This window comes from Pseudomonas sp. IT-196MI5 (assembly GCF_949767415.1).
In the GTDB taxonomy this organism is placed as follows: domain Bacteria; phylum Pseudomonadota; class Gammaproteobacteria; order Pseudomonadales; family Pseudomonadaceae; genus Aquipseudomonas.
This window is the reverse complement of record NZ_CATKPZ010000066.1, coordinates 54920-78011: the sequence shown is the minus strand read 5'-3', so window position 1 is coordinate 78011 and position 23092 is coordinate 54920. Positions and strand designations below refer to the sequence as shown.

Genomic DNA, 23092 nt, shown 5'->3' with positions numbered 1-23092 from the left:
AGATCGCGTAGGACGGTTCACAAGAACTTGTCTGCTTTCTCGGTTGGCAGCTCGGGCCTCTTCGCGAGCAGGCTCGCTCCCACATTTGGAGCGAGGCATTCACAGGCTATGTGTTCACCAACGATCCCTGTGGGAGCGAGCCTGCTCGCGAAAAGGATTCAGGCCGCGCTGGAGATGTCTTTGGGCAAGCGCTGATCGATGACCTGATAAAGGGCGCTGCCTTCAGGCCAATTGCGCATGAACCGCGCGCGATCCCTGGCATACGCCGGGGCGAAACTGCCAAGGGAGCTGTGCTGGCACATCGAATCGAGATCGATCAGCGCCCAGCGATCCTGCTGCCAGAACAGGTTATGCCCCTTGAAGTCGCCATGGCTGATGCGTTCGCGGATCAGCTCGGCAAACAAATGATCCAGCGCCGCCAGCTCGGCTTCCGGTGCATCACCGCTTTCAACATACGGCGCAAAACGCTCAATGATGTCCGGCCCCGACAGATACTCGGTGATCAGGTACGCCCGGCTGCGCAGCCACAGAAAACGCTTTTCCAGCAATGCCAGCGGCTTGGGCGTGGCAATCCCGAGGAACGCCAGGCGATTGCCTTCGCGCCATGAATGCCAGGCCCGGCTCGGGCGCCAGAAGCGTTTGAGCCAGTGGGCGAAGCCCTTGATGTTGTAGCGCTTGATCACCAGCGTGCGGCCACCCACCTCGACCTTGCCGACGCTCGCCGCGCCCCCGGTCTTGTACAGATGCCCCTCATCGAGCAGGGTATCGGCCTGCTCCAGCACCTGCACCATCGACGGCTCTTCCTCGCGGCGAATCGCCCGCAAGCCGAAGGCCCCGCGCTGGACGCTGAACAGCGTGCACTCGCGGCCAACCTTGATCAGGAAGTCCTTGAGGCGCCAACTGCGGACCTTGTCGATCTGCTTCTGCAACGCTTCCATGGGCAGGGCGTGCTCGCCGTTGCTGAGCAGGTAATACACCAGCAACTCTTCAATGAAGGGTTCAATCGACTTCGGCAACTGGGCGAAGAATACCCCGAGGTTTTCCAGGACTTTCTGCCGCGACAGCGGCTGGCCAGGTGTCTCGCAGCAAATGCCCGCGCCATCGATCAGGTACAGGCGGCCGCCCTGACGCAGCAAATTGTCCAGGTGCAGGTCTTCCTGCCACAGGCCCTTGCGATGCATCTGGCCGATCGCGCCTAACGCCTCGGCCAGCACCGCGCCTTGCCCATCGGACAGTACCGGCTGCTGCTCAACCTGCTTCCAGGTGTCGCCCAGGCTTTCGGCATGCTCAAGGAAATCAAACAGCAGCCAGCCACCCTCACCTTCCTTCAGGCCATCGGCCAACAGCTGCGGCGTAGTCAGCCCCTGGGCAGAGAGCAGGCGCACGCCGTCCAGTTCACGTTGAAAATGCCGTGCAGCCTTGCTGCCGACCAGCAATTTGGCCAACACCGGCCGACCACGCCAGACGCCGGCACCGACATAACGCTGCCCCGGCAATACCCGCAACAGACTCAGCAGTTGCAGATCGGCAGGTCCGACAGCGTCAGCCAGCGATACACTCAGCGGCAAGACCGGATTGCGGCCAGTGGTCTTCAGTTCGGACAAAAGCATCAGCGTGGCCCCTTTTGGCTGCGCCGCGCGGTCAAACGCTGCAGCCAGCTGTCGATCAACGAGCTGTCCTGCGGTTGATCCAGATAGGCGGCCAGCAATTGCCGCAGGTGCGACTCGCTCCACTCGGGGGCGCGGCGCGTCAGCGGTTCCAGATCCTTGATTCGGTCACGCTGCCCGTACAGCAGTGGTCGAGTCTTTTCCAGGTCGATCAATTGAGCCTGATAGCCGTTGCCGGTGGCGCGCATGAAAATGTGCTTGGGATAAAAGCACCCATGCACCTGGCGTGCAGCGTGCAACTGCCTGGCCAGTTCACCACTGGCCTTGAGGATGTCCGAATGCTGCTCAGGGCTCAATTCAGCCCAGCGCTGCAACAGCGAGTCGAGGTCGTCCCAGCCGTCCAGGGCACGGGTCATCAGGATCGCGCGGACTTCGCCATCGACCTTGCGCTCACCGTAAAACACCGCTTCCAGCGCCGGTATGCCCATCTTCCGGTAACGGGAGATGTTGCGAAACTCGCGAGCGAAGCTCGGCTCGCCGAACGGTGCGCGCAACGTGCGGGTCAGGTAGTTGCTTTGGCGCTTGAGATAGAAACCATGACCTTCCAGATCCAGCCGAAACACGCTGCTCCAGCCGCCGCGACCGGTGTTGGGTTCGTCCACCGCATCGAGTTGCCTGGCCCAGAGTGCTTCGAATGTACCGAGACCGTGGCGCTCAAGCAGGGCACGGTCTTCAGCGGCCAGAAAATCAGTCATTCGCGCCCCTCGAAAAATCTCACCACATGCCGGATTCGTTTTTTGTCCGCAGCGTTGAGCCGGGTCCGGTTGCGGTATTGCAGGTAAAAGCGCAGGCGCTGGGTCGCCGACAATTGATACTTGGCGACCTTGTCCAGGCACGCCAGATCCTTGGTGATGCGGTACTTGAGCCAGAAACCGCGCCAGAAATCGCCGTTGGGGCAGTCGATCAAAAACACTCGAGCCTCATCGTCGATCAGCAGGTTGCGCCACTTCAAATCGTTATGGGTGAAGCGGTGGTCGTGCATGGTCCGGGTGTATTGGGCCAGCTGACGACTGACGGTATCGACCCAGGCGCGATCCGACAATTTCGGGTCGCGTCGCTCGGCCAGTGCCGACAAGTCTTCGGTACGCGGCAGTTCCCGGGTAATCATCGCGCCGCGAGCGTAGGCCGCACCGCGCCGCTCCAGCCCCCAGGCCACCACTTCGGCAGTAGGGATGCCCCACTTGGCGAAGCGCTTGAGGTTCTGCCACTCCATCTTCACCCGAGGCTTGCCCAGGTAACGCCGCAAGCCTTTGCCTGCACCCACGTAGCGCTTGACGTAATAGTTGACGCCATTGCGCTCGACCCGGATGACCTCCGAAAGCAGATCGCTGGTCAAACGCTCGCCTTGCAGCGCAAACACAGCCTCGAGGCTGCCAAAGTCATCGGCCAGTTCGCTGTAGGCCGGCTCCAGTTTCCAACCCGACATCAGAGCGCATCCCCGTATCGCTGTTTACGCTCGTAGAGCTTGTTGGCCTTGCCATCGAGCCATGTCAGCAAAGCGGCCTCTTCACTCAGGATCTGGCGTAGCGGTTGCTGGAAATAGCCTTTGAGGAAACGCAGCTTGTCGCGGCGGGTCAGGCCGATGTCCAGCGCGGAAAAATACAGGGCCGCCAGATCCTTGTTGCGCCAGCGCGAAGTGATCGCCGGGCGGGTCTGGGCGCGGTGCAGGTCGATCACCGAGAGTTTGAAGTCGTCCGCGGTCACCGGTTTGTCGGTGTGCAGCAGGAAGTGGCAGATGTAGCAGTCGCGGTGGTTGACCCCGGCGCGGTGCATCATGCCGGTCATGCGTGCGACTTCGGCAATCAGCGCACGCTTGAGCTTTGGCTCCGGTGGCTGCTTGATCCAGTTGATACTGAAATCTTCCAGGCTGACCGTCGGCGCCAGCTCCTCGGTGACGATGAACGAGTGTTGGTCGGCCGGGTTGCTGCCCTTTTCGCCATAAGCGACGGCGGTCATGGTCGGCACGCCAACTTGCTGCAGGCGCTGAATGGCCTGCCACTCCTGACCGGCCCCCAATACTGGAAGCTTGGCAGTGAGCAGGTTCTTGAAGATTTCGCCCCAGCCGATACCACGGTGGATTTTCACGAAAAATCCGTTGCCATCGACTTCCGTGCGTAAGGTCCGGCGTGCTTCCAGCTCGCGGTACACCTCGCCCTCGAGCCCCTCGACTTCGGCGAACGGGTCGCGTCCGGCCCAGAGGCTCTTGAACGGTTCAGCCAGCATCAACTTCATTTAAGCGTGCTCCGCCAGAATCACATCGGCCGCGTGCTGCGGCATGCTGTAGAGGTCGGCCGTTTCGGCGAAGGCCAGACCATTGCGGCTCCAGGCCGCCCTTGCTTGAGCGTCGTTCAACATGCCGGTCAGGTACTGCGTCAGCTGTGCCTGATCGAACGGTTCGTCCAGCACCAGGCCGGCATCGGCCTCGGCAATGTAATGGGCGTACCCGCACACCGCGCTCACCAGCACCGGCAACCCAGCCACCAGCGCTTCGAGCAGCACGGTGCCGGTATTTTCGTTGTACGCCGGATGGATCAACAGATCGGCACCCAACAGGAAACGCGGGATATCGCTGCGCCCCTTGAGGAACGTGACGTTGTCGCCCAGTCCCAATGTCGCACTCTGCATCTGGAATAACTTGGGGTCATCCTGGCCAATTACAAACAGCCGGGTGCGTTTCCTCAACTCGGCAGGCAATGCTGCCAACGCCTTGAGACTGCGGTCCACGCCCTTGGTCTTGAACCCGGAGCCGATCTGCACCAACAGCAGGTCGTCATCCTTGAGATTGAATTCAGCGCGGAACCCTGCACGAATTTCATCGGCATCGGCCGGTCGGCGACGGTCCTGGGCGATGCCCGGTGGCAGCAGGTGGAAACGTTTGAGCGGCGTGTCGTAATGCTTGATGAACAGCGGCTGCTGGACCTCGGAAATCATCAACACTTCGGTCTTGGCGTCCCTGGCGAACACCGCCCGCTCGTATTCGGCGAAGTGGCGATAGCGGCCCCAACGGCGATACAGCGAGTTGCGCAGGTTCTGCGCCTTGTCTTCGAAGCAGCCGTCGGCCGCGTAATAGACGTCCAGACCCGGCATCTTGTTGAAGCCGATCAGGCGGTCGACCGGACGCTTGGCCAGGTCCGCTTCCATCCACTCGCTGAGCTTCTCATTGCGTCGATGGTTGAAGAACGCCTTGACCGGCGCCACCAGCACTTCGAAACCCGGCGGCACGTCACCCTCCCAGATCAGCGTGTAGACGCGAATCCGATGACCGCGCTTCTGGCACTCCAGGGCGATTCGCATGAAATCGCGCTGCAAGCCGCCGAACGGGAAATATTTGTACAGGACAAATGCCAATTGCATCAGCGCAGCTCCTCAGCCATTAACAACGTACTCAGTCGGCTGGCGACACGCTCGGGATTCAGACGCGTGAAGCACAGGGGCCACTCGCGTTTCAGGTCAAATTGACGGGCATCTTCGGCCGTCGGTTGATAGGTGCATTTCTTTTGCAGGCACGGCGCACAAGGGAAGTCGCTGGCCATGTGAATCTGCACCTTGCCATAAGCGCCGGTCAGGCCCGGGTTGGTCGGGCCGAACAGCGACAACGTCGGCACATCCAGCGCGGCGGCCAGATGACCAAGACCGGTGTCGACCGCCACGCAGGCTTGCGCACCGGCCAGCACCTTGCCGACACCCGCCAGGTTCAGTTTTGGCAGCACTTCGGCGTGCTTGAAACCCGCGGCGATACGTTCGGCCCGGGCTTTCTCCAGGGCATTGCCCCAGGGCAGCTTCACCCCGACGCCAAGGTAGCCGACCCGTTCGGTCAGCTCGCGCCAGTAGGCTTCGGGCCAGTGCTTGGTGTCCCAGGTGGTGCCGTGCAAAAACACCACGTAAGGATTCTTGCGTGGCAATTCCACCAGGCGTTCGATATTCAGTCCGTAGTCGCCCAGACCTTTGGGCAAGTCATAACCCAACGCAATGGCGAACAGCTGACGCACTCGCTCCACCGCGTGCTGCCCACGGGCAACGGCCAGACGTCGATCATAAAAGCGCGCAGCAATGGGCTCGCGTGCGGAGCTTTTATCGAGGCCGGCCACCGGTGCCTTGACGTAATGGGTCAGCCAGGCACTTTTCAGCAAGCCCTGGGCATCGATCACCAAATCATATTGGGTGGCGCGCACGCTTTGCTTGAAGCGCTTCCACTCGCCGCTCTTGATGGTCTGCCAGATGTTTTTGCGCCAGCGACGGATCGCCACCGGAATCACCTTGCCCACCGCCGGATGCCAGGTCGGGATCTCGGCAAAGCCTTCTTCCACCACCCAGTCGAATTTGATGCCGGGAATCGCCCGCGCCGCATCGGTCAACGCCGGTAACGCGTGAATGACGTCGCCCAGCGAAGAAGTCTTGATCAACAGAACCCGCAAGCTATTTGACCTCGACCACAGTGCCTTGCAACCGCTGCAAGGCTTCGTTTACGGCCTGCGGCATGAGCTGGCGCAGGCAGTTGTAATGACCGAAACGGCAGGTGCGATCGAAGCACGGGCTGCACTCGATGCCCAGGCGTACGATTTCCACGTGCTCGGCCAACGGTGGCGTGAAACCTGGCGACGTCGAACCGTAGACCGCGACCAGCGGGCGGTTCAGCGCGGCGGCGACGTGCATCAGGCCGGAATCGTTGGACACCACAGAATCTGCACAGGACATCAGGTCGATGGCTTCGGCCAGCGAGGTGCCACCGCTGAGGTTGACCGATTCTTCACGCAGACCTGGAATCAGCCGTGCGCGGATGTCTTCGCCCACGGCGTGATCGTTTTTCGAACCGAACAGCCAGACTTGCCAGCCTTCGCGGATCTTCGCTTCGGCAACCTTGGCGTAATGCTCGGACGGCCAGCGCTTGGACTCGCCAAACTCGGCACCAGGGCACAGGGCCAACACCGGACGGTCGAGGCTCAGGCCGAATTTGGCCAGAGCCTCCTCGCGGGTGACCGGGTCGATCTGCAGCGTCGGACGCGGATAGGGTTTTGGCAGTTCAACGCCTGGCTCATAAGCCAGGGCCATGAAGCGCTCGATCATCAGCGGGTAACGATCCTTATCCAGCGTACGCACATCGTTGAGCAGGCCATAGCGGAACTCGCCACGCCAGCCGGTGCGTTTCGGGATGCCGGCAAAGAACGGCACCAGCGCCGACTTCAGGGAGTTGGGCAACAGGATCGCCTGGTCGTACTGGCCGGCCAGGGATTTGCCGATGCGCCGACGCGTCGCCAGTTCCAGGACACCGTGACCGAGCGGAAAGCTCAAGGCCTGGCGAACTTCGGGCATACGCTCAAGAATCGGCCGGCTCCACTCGGGGGCCAGCACGTCGATTTCGCATTGCGGGTGGCGTTGTTTCAAACACTGGAACAGTGTCTGCGCCATCACCATGTCACCGACCCAACTGGGCCCAACGATCAGAATTTTCATGTGGTTTCCATAAACGAACCGGGGAGGCCTACGCCTCCCCGCCTCGATAATCTCTGCAGGAGCACGGCGGCTTGCGATGGGTCATCACCTTCAACATTGCTGTCGACTGTCACTCCGCTATCGCGAGCAGGCTCGCTCCCACATTGGGTATTGGTGTACCTCAATCCGCATGACACTGCAGATCTACTGTGGGAGCGAGCTTGCTCGCGATGAGGGCGTCACATCCGAACATCAATGGTGACTGTGCCTCCGCTATCGCGAGCAAGCTCGCTCCTACAGGGGATATTGGCGTATCAAATATCCCGATTCAGCTTAGCCCCAGCTCACGCCAGATCCGCATCACCTGCTGCCGCTCGTCCGCGAACTGGTCGCCCGGAATCACCCCGGGGTCTTTCTGCAAGGCCTGCCGGTGGGCGGCGGAACGGTACGCTTTATACACTTCACGCAACAGGCCGGCATCTTCGACGGGCATCAGCCCTTCATGCTCCAGCTCTTCCAGAATGCGAATGTTGTCCGTCCAGCGCAGCAATGGCGGGTGTGTTTCGGACCACGCAAGGGCCGCGTATTGCACCATAAATTCAATATCGACGATACCTCCGGCGTCCTGCTTGATATCGAACGGCGCCGTGGCTTCGAAGGCATTTGCCCCGGTGCCGGCCGCCGTGCTCTTGCTGCCGAGGTTATCGCGCATCTTTGCACGCATCTCGCTGACCTCCTGGCGCAGGGTCGGCAAATCACGCGTCTTGCCCAATATCGCAGCGCGGACTTTCTCGAAGGCCTGGCCGACATCCTGGCTGCCCACCAGCACTCGCGCCCGCACCAGCGCTTGGTGTTCCCAGGTCCAGGCTTCGTTTTCCTGATAACGGGCAAACGCCCCCAGGGAACTCACCAGCAACCCCGACGCGCCGGACGGCCGCAGACGCATGTCCACTTCATACAACTGCCCGGAGTTAGTCTGCGCCGTCAGCAAGTGAATGATCCGCTGCCCCAGACGGGTGAAAAATTGCGCGCCATCGATGGGTTTGGGTCCGTCGGTTTCAGCCTGCGGATCGCCATCGTGGATGAACACCAGATCCAGGTCCGAACCATGCCCGAGTTCCAGACCGCCGACTTTCCCATAACCGACAATGATGAAGCCGGGATCGCACAAGGTGCCATCGGTGCGCAGCGGCGTGCCGTACTTGGCCACGGTTTGCCGCCAGGCCAGTGCCAGTACTTGTTCCAGGATCGCTTCGGCGAGCCAGGTCAGGTAATCGCTGACCTTCATCAGCGGCAGGCTGCCGGCGATTTCCGAGGCGGCCACCCGCAAGCGGTGCGCCAGTTTGAAATGGCGCAGGGCCTCCATTTGCTGTTCGAGGTCGTCCTCGGGAATCCGCGTCAGGCGCTCGCGCAACTCGGCCGCCAGCTCTGGCGCCAGTGGCGGCTTGAACAAGCGGCCTTCGTTGAGCAGTTCGTCGAGCAGCAGCGGAAAACGGGTGATTTGCTCGGCGATCCACGGGCTCGCCGCGCACAGCGTCAGCAAGCGCCGCAGCGCACCGGGGTTTTCGGTCAACAGCACCAGGTACGCAGAACGACGGGCCACCGCTTCAACCAGCGGCAGCACCCGCTCCAGTACCAGGTCCGGATTGTCATGTTCCACGGCCTGCGCCAGCAACCGCGGAATAAAAGCATCAAGGCGTTCGCGCCCCAGACGCTGCATCGCCCTCAATTGTGGGCTGCTGCGCAGGCCGGCCAGGGCTTTCAAGGCTTTTTGGGCATCCTTGAAACCCCCTTCCTCCAGTTGGCGGCAAGCGGCCTCATCGTCCTGAGCCTCTTCCCACAGCGGCAACCACTCACCGCCGACCACCACTTCGTTTTCGGCGCCCTGCTCTTCGTCGGGATCGGCGATCACCTGCCCGAAGTGCCAGGCCACGCGGCCGCGCCAATACATCAATTGTTCGTGGAAGGCCGTCCAGTTGGCGAAACCCAGCATAAAGGCAATACGCGCCTGATCCTGCTCGCCATCGGGCAACATTTGCGTCTGGCGGTCAGCAATCGCCTGAATCGCGTGCTCGGTGTAACGCAGGAATTCATAACCTTCACGCAGCTCTCCGATCACGGTCGGCGGCAGGTAACCCTGACCTTCCAGCGTGCTCAGCACCTTTAATAGCGGACGTTGCTGCAAGCTTAAATCGCGGCCGCCGTGAATCAGCTGGAACGCCTGGGCAATGAACTCGACTTCACGAATGCCGCCGGAACCGAGCTTGATGTTGTCGGCCATGCCCTTGCGCCGCACTTCCTGCTGGATCAGCTGCTTCATGGTGCGCAGCGCTTCGATGGCCGAGAAGTCCAGGTAGCGCCGGTAAACGAACGGCCGCAGCATGTCTTGCAGTTGCGCCCCGGCCACTTGATCGCCGGCCACCACCCGCGACTTGATCATCGCGTAGCGTTCCCAGTCGCGACCCTGATCCTGGTAATACTGTTCCAGCGCATTGAAGCTCAGCACCAGAGCGCCGGACGAACCGTAAGGTCGCAAGCGCATGTCGACGCGGAATACAAAGCCGTCGACGGTCATCGGGTCCAGGGCCTTGATCAGCCGCTGGCCCAGACGAATGAAGAACTCCTGGTTATCCAGCGCGCGTTTCACACCGACGGTTTCGCCACCCTCGGGGTAGGCAAAAATCAGATCGATGTCCGAGGACAGGTTCAGCTCCACGGCGCCGAGCTTGCCCATGCCGAGAATAACCATCTGCTGCGGCTCGCCGCTACGCCGGCCGGTCGGCACGCCGAACTGCTGGCAATGCCGCACGTACAACCATTGATAGGCCTGATCGATACTGGCGTCGGCCATGTCCGAGAGGTCGCGGCAGGTCTGGACCAGGTCAGCCTGACGGGTCAGGTCGCGCCAGATGATCCGCACCTGATGGCGTGCACGCTGACGGCGCAAGGCGCGAGCAAGCTGATCATCGGTCTCGGCCACGCTCACGGCGGCGGCAATCTGCGCGCACAACTCACCGGGAGCGAAGCGGCGGTCCAGTTCGCCGGACTGCACCAACGCCAGCAACATCAAAGGGTCACGAACACACTGTTCAATCACGAAATCGCTGGCGGCGGTGACGCGGGCAAATTGCGCCCAGCGTTCCGGCGTCCAGGTGGGCAGCCCGTGGTCATCGTCCAGGGCCGCGACGGCAGCCCGGAACGACTGCTCGGCGCGGGTGACCAACGGCAGGAGAATGGCGGGCAGTTCGGCAAGCGAAGGGAGGCTCATGGTCTATCCTTGATCGGCGTACAACGGACTGCATGTAGTGATTTTCGAAAACCCACTACCTGAGGGACTGTCGAACAAAAGTTAGAAATAGCTGAAATTTCTTTAATTTTGGCAGCCAGCATCAAGCTATTACCTTTTGTAGTTGTAAAAAGACCAACCTTAACGATTATTCTCACAACGCAGCCGGGGGCCACAAGCCGCTCATCTGTAGTTTTACTACTCGTATATACATTAGACAGGCTGAAATGCCGGAAGATTTGTAGTAAAACTACACGCCGCCGGAACAACCTGTCGGCAATCCAAGAATTCATAACGTCTGCCCACAAGGCCAGTCGCTAACTCAGGCAACCGATTCTGGTAGCCTTTCCGCCCTGGAGCAAGCCATGCAAGACCTCGATCCCGTCGAAACCCAGGAATGGCTGGACGCCCTGGAATCGGTTCTCGACAAAGAAGGCGAAGACCGTGCTCACTATTTGATGACCCGTATGGGTGAACTCGCGACCCGCAGCGGTTCGCAGTTGCCTTACGCCATCACCACGCCTTACCGCAACACGATCCCCGTTACCCACGAAGCACGCATGCCTGGCGACCTGTTCATGGAACGCCGCATTCGCTCGCTGGTGCGCTGGAACGCGATGGCCATGGTAATGCGTACGAACCTGAGAGATTCCGACCTCGGCGGTCACATCTCCAGCTTCGCTTCCAGTGCGACCCTGTATGACATCGGCTTCAACTACTTCTTCCAGGCCCCGAGCGACGAACACGGCGGCGACCTGATCTACTTCCAGGGCCACACCTCGCCAGGCGTTTACGCCCGCGCATTCATGGAAGGCCGTATCACCGAAGACCAGATGAACAACTTCCGTCAGGAAGTCGATGGTCAAGGCCTGTCGTCCTACCCGCACCCTTGGCTGATGCCTGACTTCTGGCAGTTCCCGACCGTATCCATGGGGCTGGGCCCGATCCAGGCGATCTACCAGGCACGCTTCATGAAGTACCTGGAACACCGTGGTTTCATCCAGCCAGGCAAACAGAAAGTCTGGTGCTTCCTGGGCGACGGCGAGTGCGACGAGCCGGAATCCCTGGGCGCCATCTCCCTGGCCGGCCGCGAGAAACTGGACAACCTGATCTTCGTCATCAACTGCAACCTGCAGCGCCTCGACGGCCCGGTTCGCGGCAACGGCAAGATCATCCAGGAACTCGAAGGCGTGTTCCGCGGTGCCCAGTGGAACGTGACCAAAGTCATCTGGGGCCGTTTCTGGGACCCACTGCTGGCCAAAGACGTCGACGGCATCCTGCAACGCCGCATGGACGAAGTCATCGACGGCGAGTACCAGAACTACAAAGCCAAAGACGGCGCGTTCGTGCGCGAACACTTCTTCAACACGCCTGAACTCAAGGCAATGGTCGAAGACCTGTCCGACGACGAGATCTGGAAGCTCAACCGTGGCGGCCACGACCCGTACAAGGTCTACGCGGCGTACCACGAAGCGGTCAACCACAAGGAGCAACCGACCGTCATCCTGGCCAAGACCATCAAAGGTTATGGCACCGGTGCCGGCGAAGCGAAAAACACTGCGCACAACACCAAGAAGGTCGATGTCGAAAGCCTGAAGTTGTTCCGCGATCGCTTCGACATCCCGGTCAAGGACGATGAACTGGAAAACCTGCCATTCTTCAAACCGGAAGTAGGCAGCGCCGAAGCCCGTTACCTGAGCGAGCGTCGTACCGCACTGGGTGGCTTCGTACCTCAGCGTCGCGCCAAGAGCTTCAACATTCCGACGCCGCCACTGGACACCCTCAAGGCGATCCTGGACGGCTCGGGCGACCGTGAAATCTCCACCACCATGGCCTTCGTGCGGATCCTCGCGCAGCTGGTCAAGGACAAGGAAATCGGTCCGCGCATCGTGCCGATCATCCCGGACGAAGCCCGTACCTTCGGTATGGAAGGCATGTTCCGTCAGTTGGGCATCTACTCCTCCGTCGGCCAGCTCTACGAGCCAGTCGATAAAGACCAGGTGATGTTCTACAAGGAAGACCAGAAGGGCCAGATCCTCGAGGAAGGCATCAACGAAGCGGGCGCCATGAGCTCCTTCATCGCTGCCGGTACTTCGTACTCCAGCCACAACCAGCCGATGCTGCCGTTCTACATCTTCTACTCGATGTTCGGCTTCCAGCGTATCGGCGACCTGGCCTGGGCCGCTGGCGACAGCCGCACCCGTGGCTTCCTGATCGGCGGCACCGCCGGCCGCACCACCCTGAACGGTGAAGGCCTGCAGCACGAAGACGGTCACAGCCACCTGCTGGCTGCCACCATCCCGAACTGCCGCACCTACGATCCAACCTACGGCTACGAGCTGGCGGTGATCATTCAGGACGGCATGAAGAAGATGACCGAAGAGCAACAGGACGTCTTCTACTACATCACCGTAATGAACGAGTCCTACCAGCAGCCAGCCATGCCGGCCGGTGCCGAAGAAGGCATCAAGAAAGGCATGTACCTGCTTGAGGAAGACACCCGCGAAGCGGCGCACCACGTTCAGCTGATGGGCTCCGGCACCATCCTGCGTGAAGTCCGTGAAGCAGCGAAGATCCTGCGTGAAGAGTTCAACGTCGGCGCCGACGTGTGGAGCGTCACCAGCTTCAACGAACTGCGTCGCGACGGCCTGGCCGTTGAACGCACCAACCGTCTGCACCCGGGCCAGAAGCCCAAGCTGAGCTACGTCGAAGAGTGCCTGAACGGCCGTAAAGGCCCGGTCATTGCGTCTACCGACTACATGAAACTGTTCGCCGAGCAGATCCGTCAGTGGGTACCGTCCAAGGAATTCAAAGTCCTGGGCACCGACGGTTTCGGCCGCAGCGACAGCCGCAAGAAACTGCGTCATTTCTTCGAAGTCGACCGTCATTTCGTGGTGTTGGCAGCCCTGGAAGCACTGGCTGACCGTGGCGACATCGAACCTAAAGTGGTGGCCGAGGCCATCGCCAAGTTCGGTATCAACCCGGAAAAACGCAACCCACTGGACTGCTGAGGAGAGATTTTGTGAGCGAACTCATTCGCGTACCTGACATCGGCAGCGGTGAAGGTGAAGTAATTGAACTGTTTGTGAAGGTCGGCGACCGTATCGAAGCCGACCAGAGCATCCTGACGCTGGAATCGGACAAGGCGAGCATGGAAGTGCCCGCGCCGAAGGCCGGTATCATCAAGAGCCTGAAAGTGAAGCTGGGCGATCGCCTGAAAGAAGGCGACGAACTGCTGGAACTGGAAGTCGAAGGTGCCGCTGCTGCGGCCCCTGCGGCTGCGCCGGCGGCCAAGGCTGAAGCCAAACCGGCTGCTGCACCTGCCGCCGCCCCTGCTGCTGCGCCGGCTGCCGCCAGCGTTCAGCAAGTGCACGTGCCTGACATCGGTTCGTCGGGCAAGGCCCAGATCATCGAGATCCAGGTCAAGGTTGGCGACACCGTCGCGGCTGATCAATCGCTGATCACCCTGGAATCCGACAAGGCGAGCATGGAAATCCCGTCGCCTGCCGCTGGCGTGGTCAAGGCCATCAGCGTCAAGCTCAACGACGAAGTCGGCACCGGCGACCTGATCCTGGACCTGGAAGTGGCGGGTGCTGCTGCACCGGCTGCTGCTCCAGCCCAAGCGGCCGCACCTGCCGCCGCGGCTCCAGCGCCTGCCGCTGCTGCACCGGCTGCTCCAGTGGCCGACAGCGTTCAGGACATCCACGTTCCGGACATCGGTTCTTCGGGCAAGGCCAAGATCATCGAAGTCCTGGTCAAGGCCGGCGACACCGTTGCCGCCGACCAGTCGCTGATCACCCTGGAATCGGACAAGGCGAGCATGGAAATCCCGTCGCCTGCCGCTGGCGTGGTGGAAAGCGTTTCCATCAAGCTCGATGACGAAGTCGGTACTGGCGACCTGATCCTGAAACTGAAAGTAAAAGGCGCCGCTCCGGCCGCTGCACCGGCACCTGCCGCTGCAGCCCCGAGCGCACCGGCTCCAGCTGCTGCTCCTGCCGCCACTGCACCTGCTGCTGCGCCGGCCGCTGCTCCAGCCAAGCCTGGCGCGAAAGTTCACGCCGGCCCTGCCGTGCGTCAACTGGCCCGCGAATTCGGCGTCGAGTTGAGCGCCGTTGGCGCCAGCGGTCCGCACGGTCGCATCCTGAAAGAAGACGTGCAGGTTTACGTCAAGGCCATGATGCAGAAGGCCAAGGAAGCACCAGCCGCTGCTGGCGCAACCGGTGGCGCGGGCATCCCGCCGATTCCGGTCGTGGACTTCAGCCGCTTCGGTGAAATCGAAGAAGTGCCGATGACCCGCCTGATGCAGGTCGGCGCCGCCAACCTGCACCGCAGCTGGCTGAACGTGCCGCACGTGACGCAATTCGATTCGGCGGATATCACCGAACTCGAAGCGTTCCGCGTTGCGCAGAAAGCCGTTGCAGAGAAGGCCGGCGTCAAGCTGACTATCCTGCCGTTGCTGCTCAAGACCTGCGCGCACCTGCTCAAGGAACTGCCGGACTTCAACAGCTCGCTGGCGCCAAGCGGCAAAGCGATCATCCGCAAGAAATACGTGAACATCGGCTTCGCCGTCGATACCCCGGATGGCCTGCTGGTACCGGTCATCAAGAACGTCGACCAGAAGAGCCTGCTGCAATTGGCCGCCGAGGCTGCTTCCCTGGCTGAAAAAGCCCGGACCAAGAAGCTTTCGTCAGACGAGATGCAAGGCGCCTGCTTCACCATTTCCAGCCTCGGCCACATTGGCGGCACCGGCTTCACGCCGATCGTCAACGCGCCGGAAGTGGCGATCCTCGGTGTTTCCAAGGCAACCATCCAGCCAGTCTGGGACGGCAAAGCCTTCCAGCCGAAACTGATGCTGCCACTGTCGCTGTCCTACGATCACCGTGTGATCAACGGCGCCGCTGCTGCACGCTTCACCAAGCGTCTGAGCGACCTGCTGGGCGACATCCGCACCATGCTCCTGTAACACCGACCGGCCCTCCTTCACCGGAGGGCCAGTTGCGTTCCACGTTTCCGAGCGCCACGCTCGTACCTCAACCCCGCCAATTTGGCGGGGCTTTTTTTGCCTGAAATTCTTGCTTAAAACGTCTTCCTACATTTGTGGCTGATATCGCCCACAACTCGAATCCATTTCTGCCGGATATTTTTTCGGGCCAAATAACTAGCCTTGATTGAAAGACTACTTATTACATCCGAAACAACCGTCTAACTAACTCACAAGCAGCCGAATGGAATCAAACATGCTTAAACCAACTGTCGGCCCGATTATTGGCCACACCACAACTAATCACGCCCGTATTTTTTTGCGCGGCGAACACGATGAAAACACCTTGGTATTTGCCGGCATTCGCTATAGACGACAAGGCGAAGATCACTGGTCAAAAGGCAACTTTGCGAGACTGGACCCCGAGTACGACATGTGCGAAGTCTTTGTACTGAATAACCTGTCAGCCGACTCCGACTATGAATATCAGGCCGGGTGGTTCAGCCCGATGAGTCCGGCGCACACCGTCGACATGGTGAAAGAACTGCCGCTGCAATGGCCACTGCAGGTTTATCACTTGCGTACCCGCTCCAGCCAGGGCGACCTGCAAAGGGCCTACATTGTCGGCTCCTGCCGATACTTGCGCATGACCGCAGGCATTGCATGGGCCCCTCACTCGGGCGACAGAGTCTTCGCTTCGATTTCACGCTTGGTGGAGCAAGCCAGTCCTCCCGTCAGTGCGCTAGTGATGACGGGAGACCAAATTTATGTCGATGATTTGAACATCATTGCCCCTGATCGGGAACTCAAGGAAATCCTGAAAAAATATCGCGTGGCGTTTTCGCAGATAAATATCGCCAGATTAATGTCCAGCCTGCCCACTTACATGATTCTTGACGACCACGAAATAGAGGACAACTGGCCCGCCAACAAGAGCAAATCAGATGACTACTTATATGCCAACGCGATCAGGGCCTATGAGTTGTATCAGGCCAGCCATAGTCCAGCTCATGCACTCACCTACGATGGACTTATAAATAAACAACTGGACAAATACTGGTATCAATTTACTGAGGGCGATATCGAATGGTTTGTGACCGACAGTCGAACCCAACGCAATCTGTCGGCCACTGACCGACGCATTCTCGACACAGCCCAGGAACAGGTTTTGTGCGACTGGCTGATCCACAGCCCGGCGCGGGTCAAATTCGTGGTCACCAGCGTCATGTTCTACCCTGACCAAAAACGCTCGGATGATGACGCCTGGCAGGCCTTCCCGGAACAACGGCTACGGTTGCTGGAAACCATTCGCACACACTGCATCAAGAATGTCTTCTTCATTTCCGGCGATATCCACGGCTCGCTCACCAGTCGGCTGACCCACAGCGAGGACGCAGACTTCGAGGTACACACCATTGTGTCGTCACCGTTGTGCAACAGCAAAATGCTGCCCTATGCCACGGCCGCCACGTTCGTTCTCGATCAGCCCCTGCTCCGCACCGCCTCCGGCGACTATCGGCATGAACTGACCAGCAACGTGATCAGCCAGGATAACTTTGCACACCTGGTCGTCGAGGCGAGGCAGCTTCAGGTGAATTTCCACGACCGGGAGGGCAAGCTTTTGCAGTCTATTGGCATCCCGATTCGCTGACCTGGAAACCGATCGCAGCCATTGGCAACACTTGCAAAACTGCGACTTTTCAGCGACCAGCATTACTTTTTGCCCGCGACTGAAGAAATCCCGTCGCCTGCCGACATATTCTTATAGCACTTGGCCTTCATCTCTCTTGTCAGTCGGTGTCGCAATGATGCAACCTTGCCGCAGGCAACAGTAAAGAGGGCGAGAGCCCAGCGCGTTCAGCATATTCAAAGCGAGTTTCCCTCCATGAAAAGCCAACCCGATGCCGCCAGCCGTATGGTGGCCGAGGTAGTGACGCAGTTGCCTGTGCCCTCGCGGCTCGGCATGCTGCGTTTCGAACGGCTTAATGAACCCAGCTGGGCGCTGCTGTTTCTCGATCCCAATTGCGAACGCCAGTTCGGTCTGCCAGCCGTCGAGTTGTGTGCTCTGGTGGGCTCGCCCTACGCCAGCCTGATGGAGCCGCAAGCGCGCTATCAACTGCACGACGCAGTCCAGCAGCAGCTGACTGCAAGCCCGCATTACCTGATCCGCTACACCCTGCACACCGCCTCGGGCTCCCTGAATCTGCTGGAACTGGGCGAAGCCTATAAACAACATAATCGCCACTTGTTGCGCGGCTACCTGTTGGTCATTGACGGCCTGTTCGAGGACGACCCGCTGCAATCGGCGCTGGATCTGGAAACCCAGAACTCGCGTCTGCAAATCGCCCTGGAACTCAATCAACGTGCCCAGCAGGAGCAACTGCTGCATCTGGACCGGGCGCGTGCCCAGCAGGACCTGATCCTGCTGCTCACCCGTCAACGCTACAGCAGCAACAATTCCTTGCAGGAAGCCGCCGAGCTGATCACCCGCAGCGCCTGCAACATTTACGAAATCGACTGCGCCAGCCTGTGGCACCTCGAAGGTTCAAGGCTGGTGCCGATCTCGGCCTATCACCGCGCGAATCAGCAATACCTGCTGCCGCAGCCGATCGACGTCAGCGTTTTCCCCGATTACCTCGACGCCTTGCACACCGGCCGCGCCATTGACGCCCATAACGCCATGCATGACCCGCGTACCCGGGAGATGGCCGAAAGCCTGCGCCCGCGCGACGTTAACGCAATGCTCGACGCCAGTATCCGCGTCGATGGCCAGGTGGTCGGCGTTTTGTGCCTGGAGCAGACCGGTGCGACCCGCGCCTGGCAGTCGGATGAAATCGCCTTCGCCGGAGAACTGGCGGACCAGTTTGCCCAGGTCATCAGCAACCACAACCGGCGGACCGCCACCAGCGCCCTGCACCTGTTCCAGCGTGCGGTCGAACAAAGTGCCAACGCCTTTCTGCTGGTCAACTGCGACGGCGTGGTGGAATACGTCAACCCGAGCTTCACCGCGATCACCCAATATTCCACCGAAGAGGTGCATGGTCAGCGCCTGTCAGAACTACCAGCCCTGGAGAACCTCAGCGAACTGCTGTTCGACGCGCCTTCGGCGCTGGCCAAGAACAACAGTTGGCAGGGCGAATTCAAAAGCCGTCGGAAAAACCTCGAACCCTATTGGGGTCAGTTGTCGATCTCCAAGGTATACGGCGACAACCGCGAGCTGACCCACTACATCGGCATCTACGAAGACATCACCCAGACCAAGCTCGCTCAGCAACGTATCGAGCGCCTGGCCTACACCGATAACCTGACCAATCTCGGCAACCGCCCGGCCTTCATTCGCAACCTTGATGAACGCTTCGCCCGGGACAGCGATGCGCCAATCAGCCTGTTGCTGGTGGACATCGATAACTTCAAGCGGATCAATGACAGCCTTGGCCACCAGACTGGCGACAAGCTGCTGATCAGCCTCGCCCGGCGCCTGCGCAACAGCCTGGTTCCGAGCGGCAGCCTGGCGCGATTCGCCAGTAACGAGTTCGCCGTATTGCTGGACAACAGCGACCTCACCGTAGGCCAGCAAGTGGCCAACCAGTTGCTGGCGACCCTCGACAAACCGATGTTCGTCGACAACCAATTGATCAGTGTCACCGGTTCCGTGGGCCTGGCCTGCGCGCCGCTGCACGGGCGCGATCCGCAAACCCTGATGCGCAACGCCGGGTTGGCGCTGCACAAGGCCAAGGCCAATGGCAAACACCAGGTGCAAGTGTTCACCGAAGCGCTGAACGCCGAGGCCAGCTACAAGCTGTTCGTCGAGAACAACCTGCGCCGCGCCCTGACCCAGAACGAGCTCGACGTGTTCTATCAGCCCAAGCTGTGCCTGCGCAGCGGTCGCCTGCTGGGCATGGAAGCACTGCTGCGCTGGGACCATCCGGAAAAGGGCATGATCCGCCCGGATCAGTTCATCAGCGTCGCCGAAGAAACCGGGCTGATCATTCCGATCGGCAAATGGATCGCCCGCCAGGCCTGCCGCATGAGCAAAGCGCTGACCGCCGCCGGCCTGGGCAACCTGCAAGTGGCGATCAACCTGTCGCCCAAGCAGTTTTCCGATCCGGACCTGGTGGCCTCCATTGCCAACATCCTCAAGGAAGAAGCCCTTCCAGCTCATTTGCTGGAGCTGGAGCTGACCGAAGGCCTGCTGCTGGAAGCCACCGAAGACACCCACTTGCAACTCGACCAACTCAAGCGCCTGGGCCTGACCCTGGCCATGGACGACTTCGGCACCGGTTACTCGTCGCTCAGTTACTTGAAAAAATTCCCCATCGACATCATCAAGATCGACCGAAGCTTCATCCACGAAATCCCGGACAACCAGGACGACATGGAAATCACCTCCGCGGTGATCGCCATGGCGCACAACCTGAAACTCAAGGTCGTGGCTGAAGGCATCGAAACCGCCGAGCAGTTGTCGTTCCTGCGCCGTCACCGCTGCGACGTCGGCCAGGGCTACCTGTTCGATCGTCCGATCCCGGGCAATGAGCTGATCGAAAAGCTCAAGCGCTACCCGCGTGGCCCAATCGCCTGACAGGCACAGAACCTGCTCGCGAAGGGGCTATCGAAATCGCTACAAAATCCCTTCCTTGCCACTTTCCTTGAGCTGCATCAAAAGACCGACTCGTTAGGCACCTTACCATTGGACATCGAACATTTTTAACGTCCTCTGGAGCCCCCATGAACAAGTCCATGCTCAGCGCTTCGCTGGTTGCCCTCGCGCTCGCAGCCCCGCTCGCCCACGCCTTCGAGGCCGGCGATATTCTCATTCGCGCGGGTGCAATCACCGTCAACCCCGAGGCTGACAGCTCCAGCGTCAAGGTTGATCAAGGCCCGCTCGCAGGCGCCGACTTGGGTGGCAAGGCGACCATGAGCAGCGACACACAATTGGGCCTGAACTTCGCCTACATGCTCACCAACCACCTGGGTATCGAGCTGCTGGCAGCCACACCGTTCGAGCATGACGTGAAACTCAAGGGCACGGCTCTGAGCGCGGCCAACGGCAAACTCGGCACCCTCAAGCAGCTGCCGCCGACCTTGAGCCTGGTGTACTACCCGCTGGATCCGAAGTCAGCCTTCCAGCCGTACGTCGGCGGCGGCATCAACTACACCTATATCTATGACGAACACGTTGGCAGCCAAGCGCAATCCGCCGGTTTCAGTAACTTCAAGGCGGAAAACTCCTGGGGCCTGGCGTGGCAGGTCGGTGCTGACTACATGCTGACCGACAACATCATGATCAACGCCCAGGTGCGCTACATCGACATCGATACCCGCGCCACTGTCGAGAACAACTCGATTGCCCCAGGTACCCGGGCACGTGTGGACGTCGATGTAGACCCGTTCATCTACATGGTGGGTCTGGGTTACAAGTTCTAAGCGACATCGCTGACAGAATGTTCACGTGGTGGTGAACCTGGCTTTTGTGGTGAGCAGATTCAAAATCTGACGGCGGCTGTTACGCAGTCGAACGGGAGGGTGCGGATTTCCGACAAACTCCCTCGCTACAGGAATTGCACAGACTTTTAATGCAAATTCCGGCCACAAAAAAGGCGCCCTTCATGGGCGCCTTTTTTGTGGCCGCGAGAACCTCAGCGCCCCAGCAACCGCGCCAACCCCACACGCATCGGTGTCTGCTCTGTGGTGGTGAAGCGTTCCAACAGACGCCGGTTGTTCGCCCGGGAGTGACGAATGTCACCGGAGCGCGCCGGGCCATAGCTCACCGGTGGCAGCTTGCCGACCACGGCTTCCAGCGCTTCGAGCATTTGCTTGAGGGTCGTCGCCTGGTTCCAGCCAACGTTGACCGCACCGACTTCGACCCGAGGCTTCTCGATGGCCTGCACCAGCAGGTCGACCAGGTCTTCGACGTAGACAAAATCCCGGGTCTGTTCGCCATCGCCGAACACGGTGATCGGTAAGCCCTTCAGTGCGCGCTCGCTGAAAATGCTGATCACTCCGGAGTACGGCGAGGACGGATCCTGGCGCGGACCGAAGATGTTGAAGAAGCGGAAAATCACCGGCTCCAGCCCATGCTGGCGGCGGTAGAAATCGAAGTAGTGCTCACCGGCCAGTTTGTCCACTGCATACGGCGTCAGCGGCGCCTTGGGCGTGTCTTCGTCGATCGACTCACCTTCGCCATTGTTGCCATACACTGCCGCGCTGGAGGCGAACAGCACGCGTTTGACCCCGGTCTGGCGCATGGCTTCGCAGACGTTCAGCGTGCCGATGAAGTTGCTTTGGTGCGTGCGCACGGGATCGTCCACCGAGGCCTGCACCGAAGCCACGGCGGCCAGGTGCGCCACGGCGCTGCATCCGGCCATCGCCTGGGCAACCAAGGCCGCATCGGCCACGTCGCCGACGATCAGTTCGACCTTGGGATTGTCCAGCGGCAGATTGCTGCGCTTGCCGGTGGACAGGTCATCGAGAATCCGCACTGCATGGCCCTTGGCAAGCAGGGCGTCTGTCAGGTGCGAACCAATGAAACCGGCACCGCCGGTGATCAAAACGGGACCGTCAACCATGGCGATAGAACCTGTCCAGTAGACCGGGAAGCGCCGCACGCCAGGCGCGCGGTTTGATCCCGAAGGTGTGCAGAATTTTTTTGCAAGCCAATACCGCGTGCTGCGGTTCTTCGGCAGCATCCGGACGCGCGGCGTGAGCCTGAGCGGTCGGGGATTCGATGGCCAGCGGATGCAGGCTGCGGGCTTCGGTCAGAATAGCCTGTCCCAGCGCCAGCGGCGTGGTCGCCTCATGCCCTGCGTAGTGGTAGGTGCCCCACAGCGGCGCGGCACAATCGAGTTGCTTGAGCACTGAAATGATCACGCGGGCAGCATCGTCGACCGGCGTCGGATTGCCGCGCCGGTCGTCGGCCATCAGCAACTCTTCAGGTTGTTCGGCACGGGCGAGGAAGCGGCCAAGGGTGCCATCCGGACTGTCGTCCAGCAGCCAGCCGAAACGCAACAGCACGTGTTGCGGGCAGGTCGCGCGAACGCTTTGCTCGATTCGCCACAACGCCTGACCGCGCAGGCCCAATGGCACCGGTTCGTCTTTTTCGCTGTAGGCCGTGGCACGGGAGCCGTCGAACACTCGATAGCTGGAAGGTTGCAGCAGGACGATATTGTGGTGCTGGCACAGTTCCGCCAGACGCTCGATCGCACGCTCCTGGCTGGCCAGACGCTGTTCGCTCACCGCCTCTGCCTGAAACCAGTCGAAGTAGTAGGCAAGGTTGATCAATGCATCGGGACGGGTGTCGTCGAGCAGTTGTGTCAGGCTCGCGGCATCCCAGCCGTTTTCGGGCGGGCGGGGTGCGAGGAAACCGATGTCTTCCTCCGCACCGAGGCGAATCAGCGCCTGCCCAAGGGCATTTCCGCCGCCCAGTAACATAAGGCGCATTCGCATAGAGTCAGCAGGCCCAGTCTGATTGAAACAATGGCGTTATCGACACCGCGCCCAGGCGATGTCGTTGGTATTTGCCGGAATCGTTGCATTTTGCGGGTTTAGTGCGCAACCGTCATCCGTAAAGTGTAGATCCCCTGGATTTGTGGTGCTGCCACTGGCCTCTTCGCGGGCAAGCCCGCTCCTACAGTAGCCGGCGTACACAAATCCATTGTAGGAGCGGGCTTGCCCGCGAAGAGGCCCTGAAGGCCACCAGAGATCCCGAGCGGTACTTGCATCTTGCGTCCC

At 60.4% G+C, this 23092-nt stretch carries 15 protein-coding genes; 5 read left to right on the top strand and 10 right to left on the bottom strand.

Annotation, left to right across the window (positions count from 1 at the left end; translation table 11 throughout):
* Positions 1-158: 158 nt before the first annotated feature.
* From ACM6IK_RS24690 to glnE, 8 genes are all read right to left on the bottom strand, one after another.
* Positions 159-1610, bottom strand: a complete 1452-nt coding sequence (locus tag ACM6IK_RS24690) for a lipopolysaccharide kinase InaA family protein (RefSeq protein WP_414876388.1) — start codon at positions 1608-1610, stop codon at positions 159-161.
* Positions 1610-2362, bottom strand: a complete 753-nt coding sequence (locus ACM6IK_RS24685; protein ID WP_414876387.1) for a lipopolysaccharide kinase InaA family protein — start codon at positions 2360-2362, stop codon at positions 1610-1612. The genes ACM6IK_RS24690 and ACM6IK_RS24685 overlap by 1 nt, the downstream gene beginning before the upstream one ends.
* The gene (locus tag ACM6IK_RS24680; protein ID WP_108218370.1) at positions 2359-3093 is read right to left on the bottom strand and encodes a lipopolysaccharide kinase InaA family protein; all 735 of its coding nucleotides are present in this window, start codon (positions 3091-3093) and stop codon (positions 2359-2361) included. The genes ACM6IK_RS24685 and ACM6IK_RS24680 overlap by 4 nt, the downstream gene beginning before the upstream one ends.
* Positions 3093-3899, bottom strand: a complete 807-nt coding sequence (rfaP, locus tag ACM6IK_RS24675; protein ID WP_414876386.1) for a lipopolysaccharide core heptose(I) kinase RfaP — start codon at positions 3897-3899, stop codon at positions 3093-3095. The genes ACM6IK_RS24680 and rfaP overlap by 1 nt, the downstream gene beginning before the upstream one ends.
* Positions 3900-5021 carry a glycosyltransferase family 4 protein gene (locus tag ACM6IK_RS24670; protein WP_414876385.1) on the bottom strand — a complete coding sequence of 374 codons (1122 nt, stop codon included), beginning with the start codon at positions 5019-5021 and terminating at the stop codon, positions 3900-3902.
* Positions 5021-6082 carry a lipopolysaccharide heptosyltransferase I gene (waaC, locus tag ACM6IK_RS24665; protein ID WP_414876384.1) on the bottom strand — a complete coding sequence of 354 codons (1062 nt, stop codon included), beginning with the start codon at positions 6080-6082 and terminating at the stop codon, positions 5021-5023. Before waaC ends, ACM6IK_RS24670 begins: the two co-directional genes overlap by 1 nt.
* A gap of 1 nt (position 6083) precedes the next feature.
* Positions 6084-7118, bottom strand: coding sequence for a lipopolysaccharide heptosyltransferase II (waaF, locus tag ACM6IK_RS24660; protein WP_414876383.1), 1035 nt, complete (start codon positions 7116-7118; stop codon positions 6084-6086).
* Positions 7119-7425: 307 nt separating this feature from the next.
* The gene (gene glnE, locus ACM6IK_RS24655; RefSeq protein ID WP_414876382.1) at positions 7426-10365 is read right to left on the bottom strand and encodes a bifunctional [glutamate--ammonia ligase]-adenylyl-L-tyrosine phosphorylase/[glutamate--ammonia-ligase] adenylyltransferase; all 2940 of its coding nucleotides are present in this window, start codon (positions 10363-10365) and stop codon (positions 7426-7428) included.
* Between the two features lie 383 nt (positions 10366-10748).
* On the opposite strand from glnE, the gene aceE reads away from it, so the two are divergent.
* The 5 genes from aceE to ACM6IK_RS24630 all read left to right on the top strand — a co-directional run bounded on the left by aceE (position 10749) and on the right by ACM6IK_RS24630 (position 20788).
* Positions 10749-13394, top strand: coding sequence for a pyruvate dehydrogenase (acetyl-transferring), homodimeric type (gene aceE / locus ACM6IK_RS24650; protein WP_414876381.1), 2646 nt, complete (start codon positions 10749-10751; stop codon positions 13392-13394).
* 11 nt (positions 13395-13405) lie between these two features.
* On the top strand, positions 13406-15346 hold the full coding sequence (gene aceF / locus ACM6IK_RS24645; protein ID WP_414876380.1) for a dihydrolipoyllysine-residue acetyltransferase: 1941 nt from the start codon (positions 13406-13408) through the stop codon (positions 15344-15346).
* A gap of 274 nt (positions 15347-15620) precedes the next feature.
* Positions 15621-17015, top strand: coding sequence for an alkaline phosphatase D family protein (locus ACM6IK_RS24640; RefSeq protein WP_414876379.1), 1395 nt, complete (start codon positions 15621-15623; stop codon positions 17013-17015).
* A 234-nt stretch (positions 17016-17249) separates the two neighbouring features.
* Entirely contained in the window at positions 17250-19943 is a 2694-nt protein-coding gene (locus ACM6IK_RS24635) for a putative bifunctional diguanylate cyclase/phosphodiesterase (protein ID WP_414876378.1), read from the top strand.
* A 146-nt stretch (positions 19944-20089) separates the two neighbouring features.
* Positions 20090-20788 (top strand): OmpW/AlkL family protein, encoded by a 699-nt coding sequence (locus tag ACM6IK_RS24630; RefSeq protein WP_108218360.1) that lies wholly within the window; start codon positions 20090-20092, stop codon positions 20786-20788.
* A gap of 212 nt (positions 20789-21000) precedes the next feature.
* Here ACM6IK_RS24630 and ACM6IK_RS24625 read toward each other — a convergent pair whose 3' ends face one another.
* Together ACM6IK_RS24625 and ACM6IK_RS24620 are read right to left on the bottom strand one after the other, a co-directional pair.
* Entirely contained in the window at positions 21001-21930 is a 930-nt protein-coding gene (locus ACM6IK_RS24625) for an NAD-dependent epimerase/dehydratase family protein (protein WP_414876377.1), read from the bottom strand.
* The gene (locus ACM6IK_RS24620; RefSeq protein ID WP_414876376.1) at positions 21923-22807 is read right to left on the bottom strand and encodes a sugar nucleotide-binding protein; all 885 of its coding nucleotides are present in this window, start codon (positions 22805-22807) and stop codon (positions 21923-21925) included. Before ACM6IK_RS24620 ends, ACM6IK_RS24625 begins: the two co-directional genes overlap by 8 nt.
* Between the last annotated feature and the right edge of the window lie 285 nt (positions 22808-23092).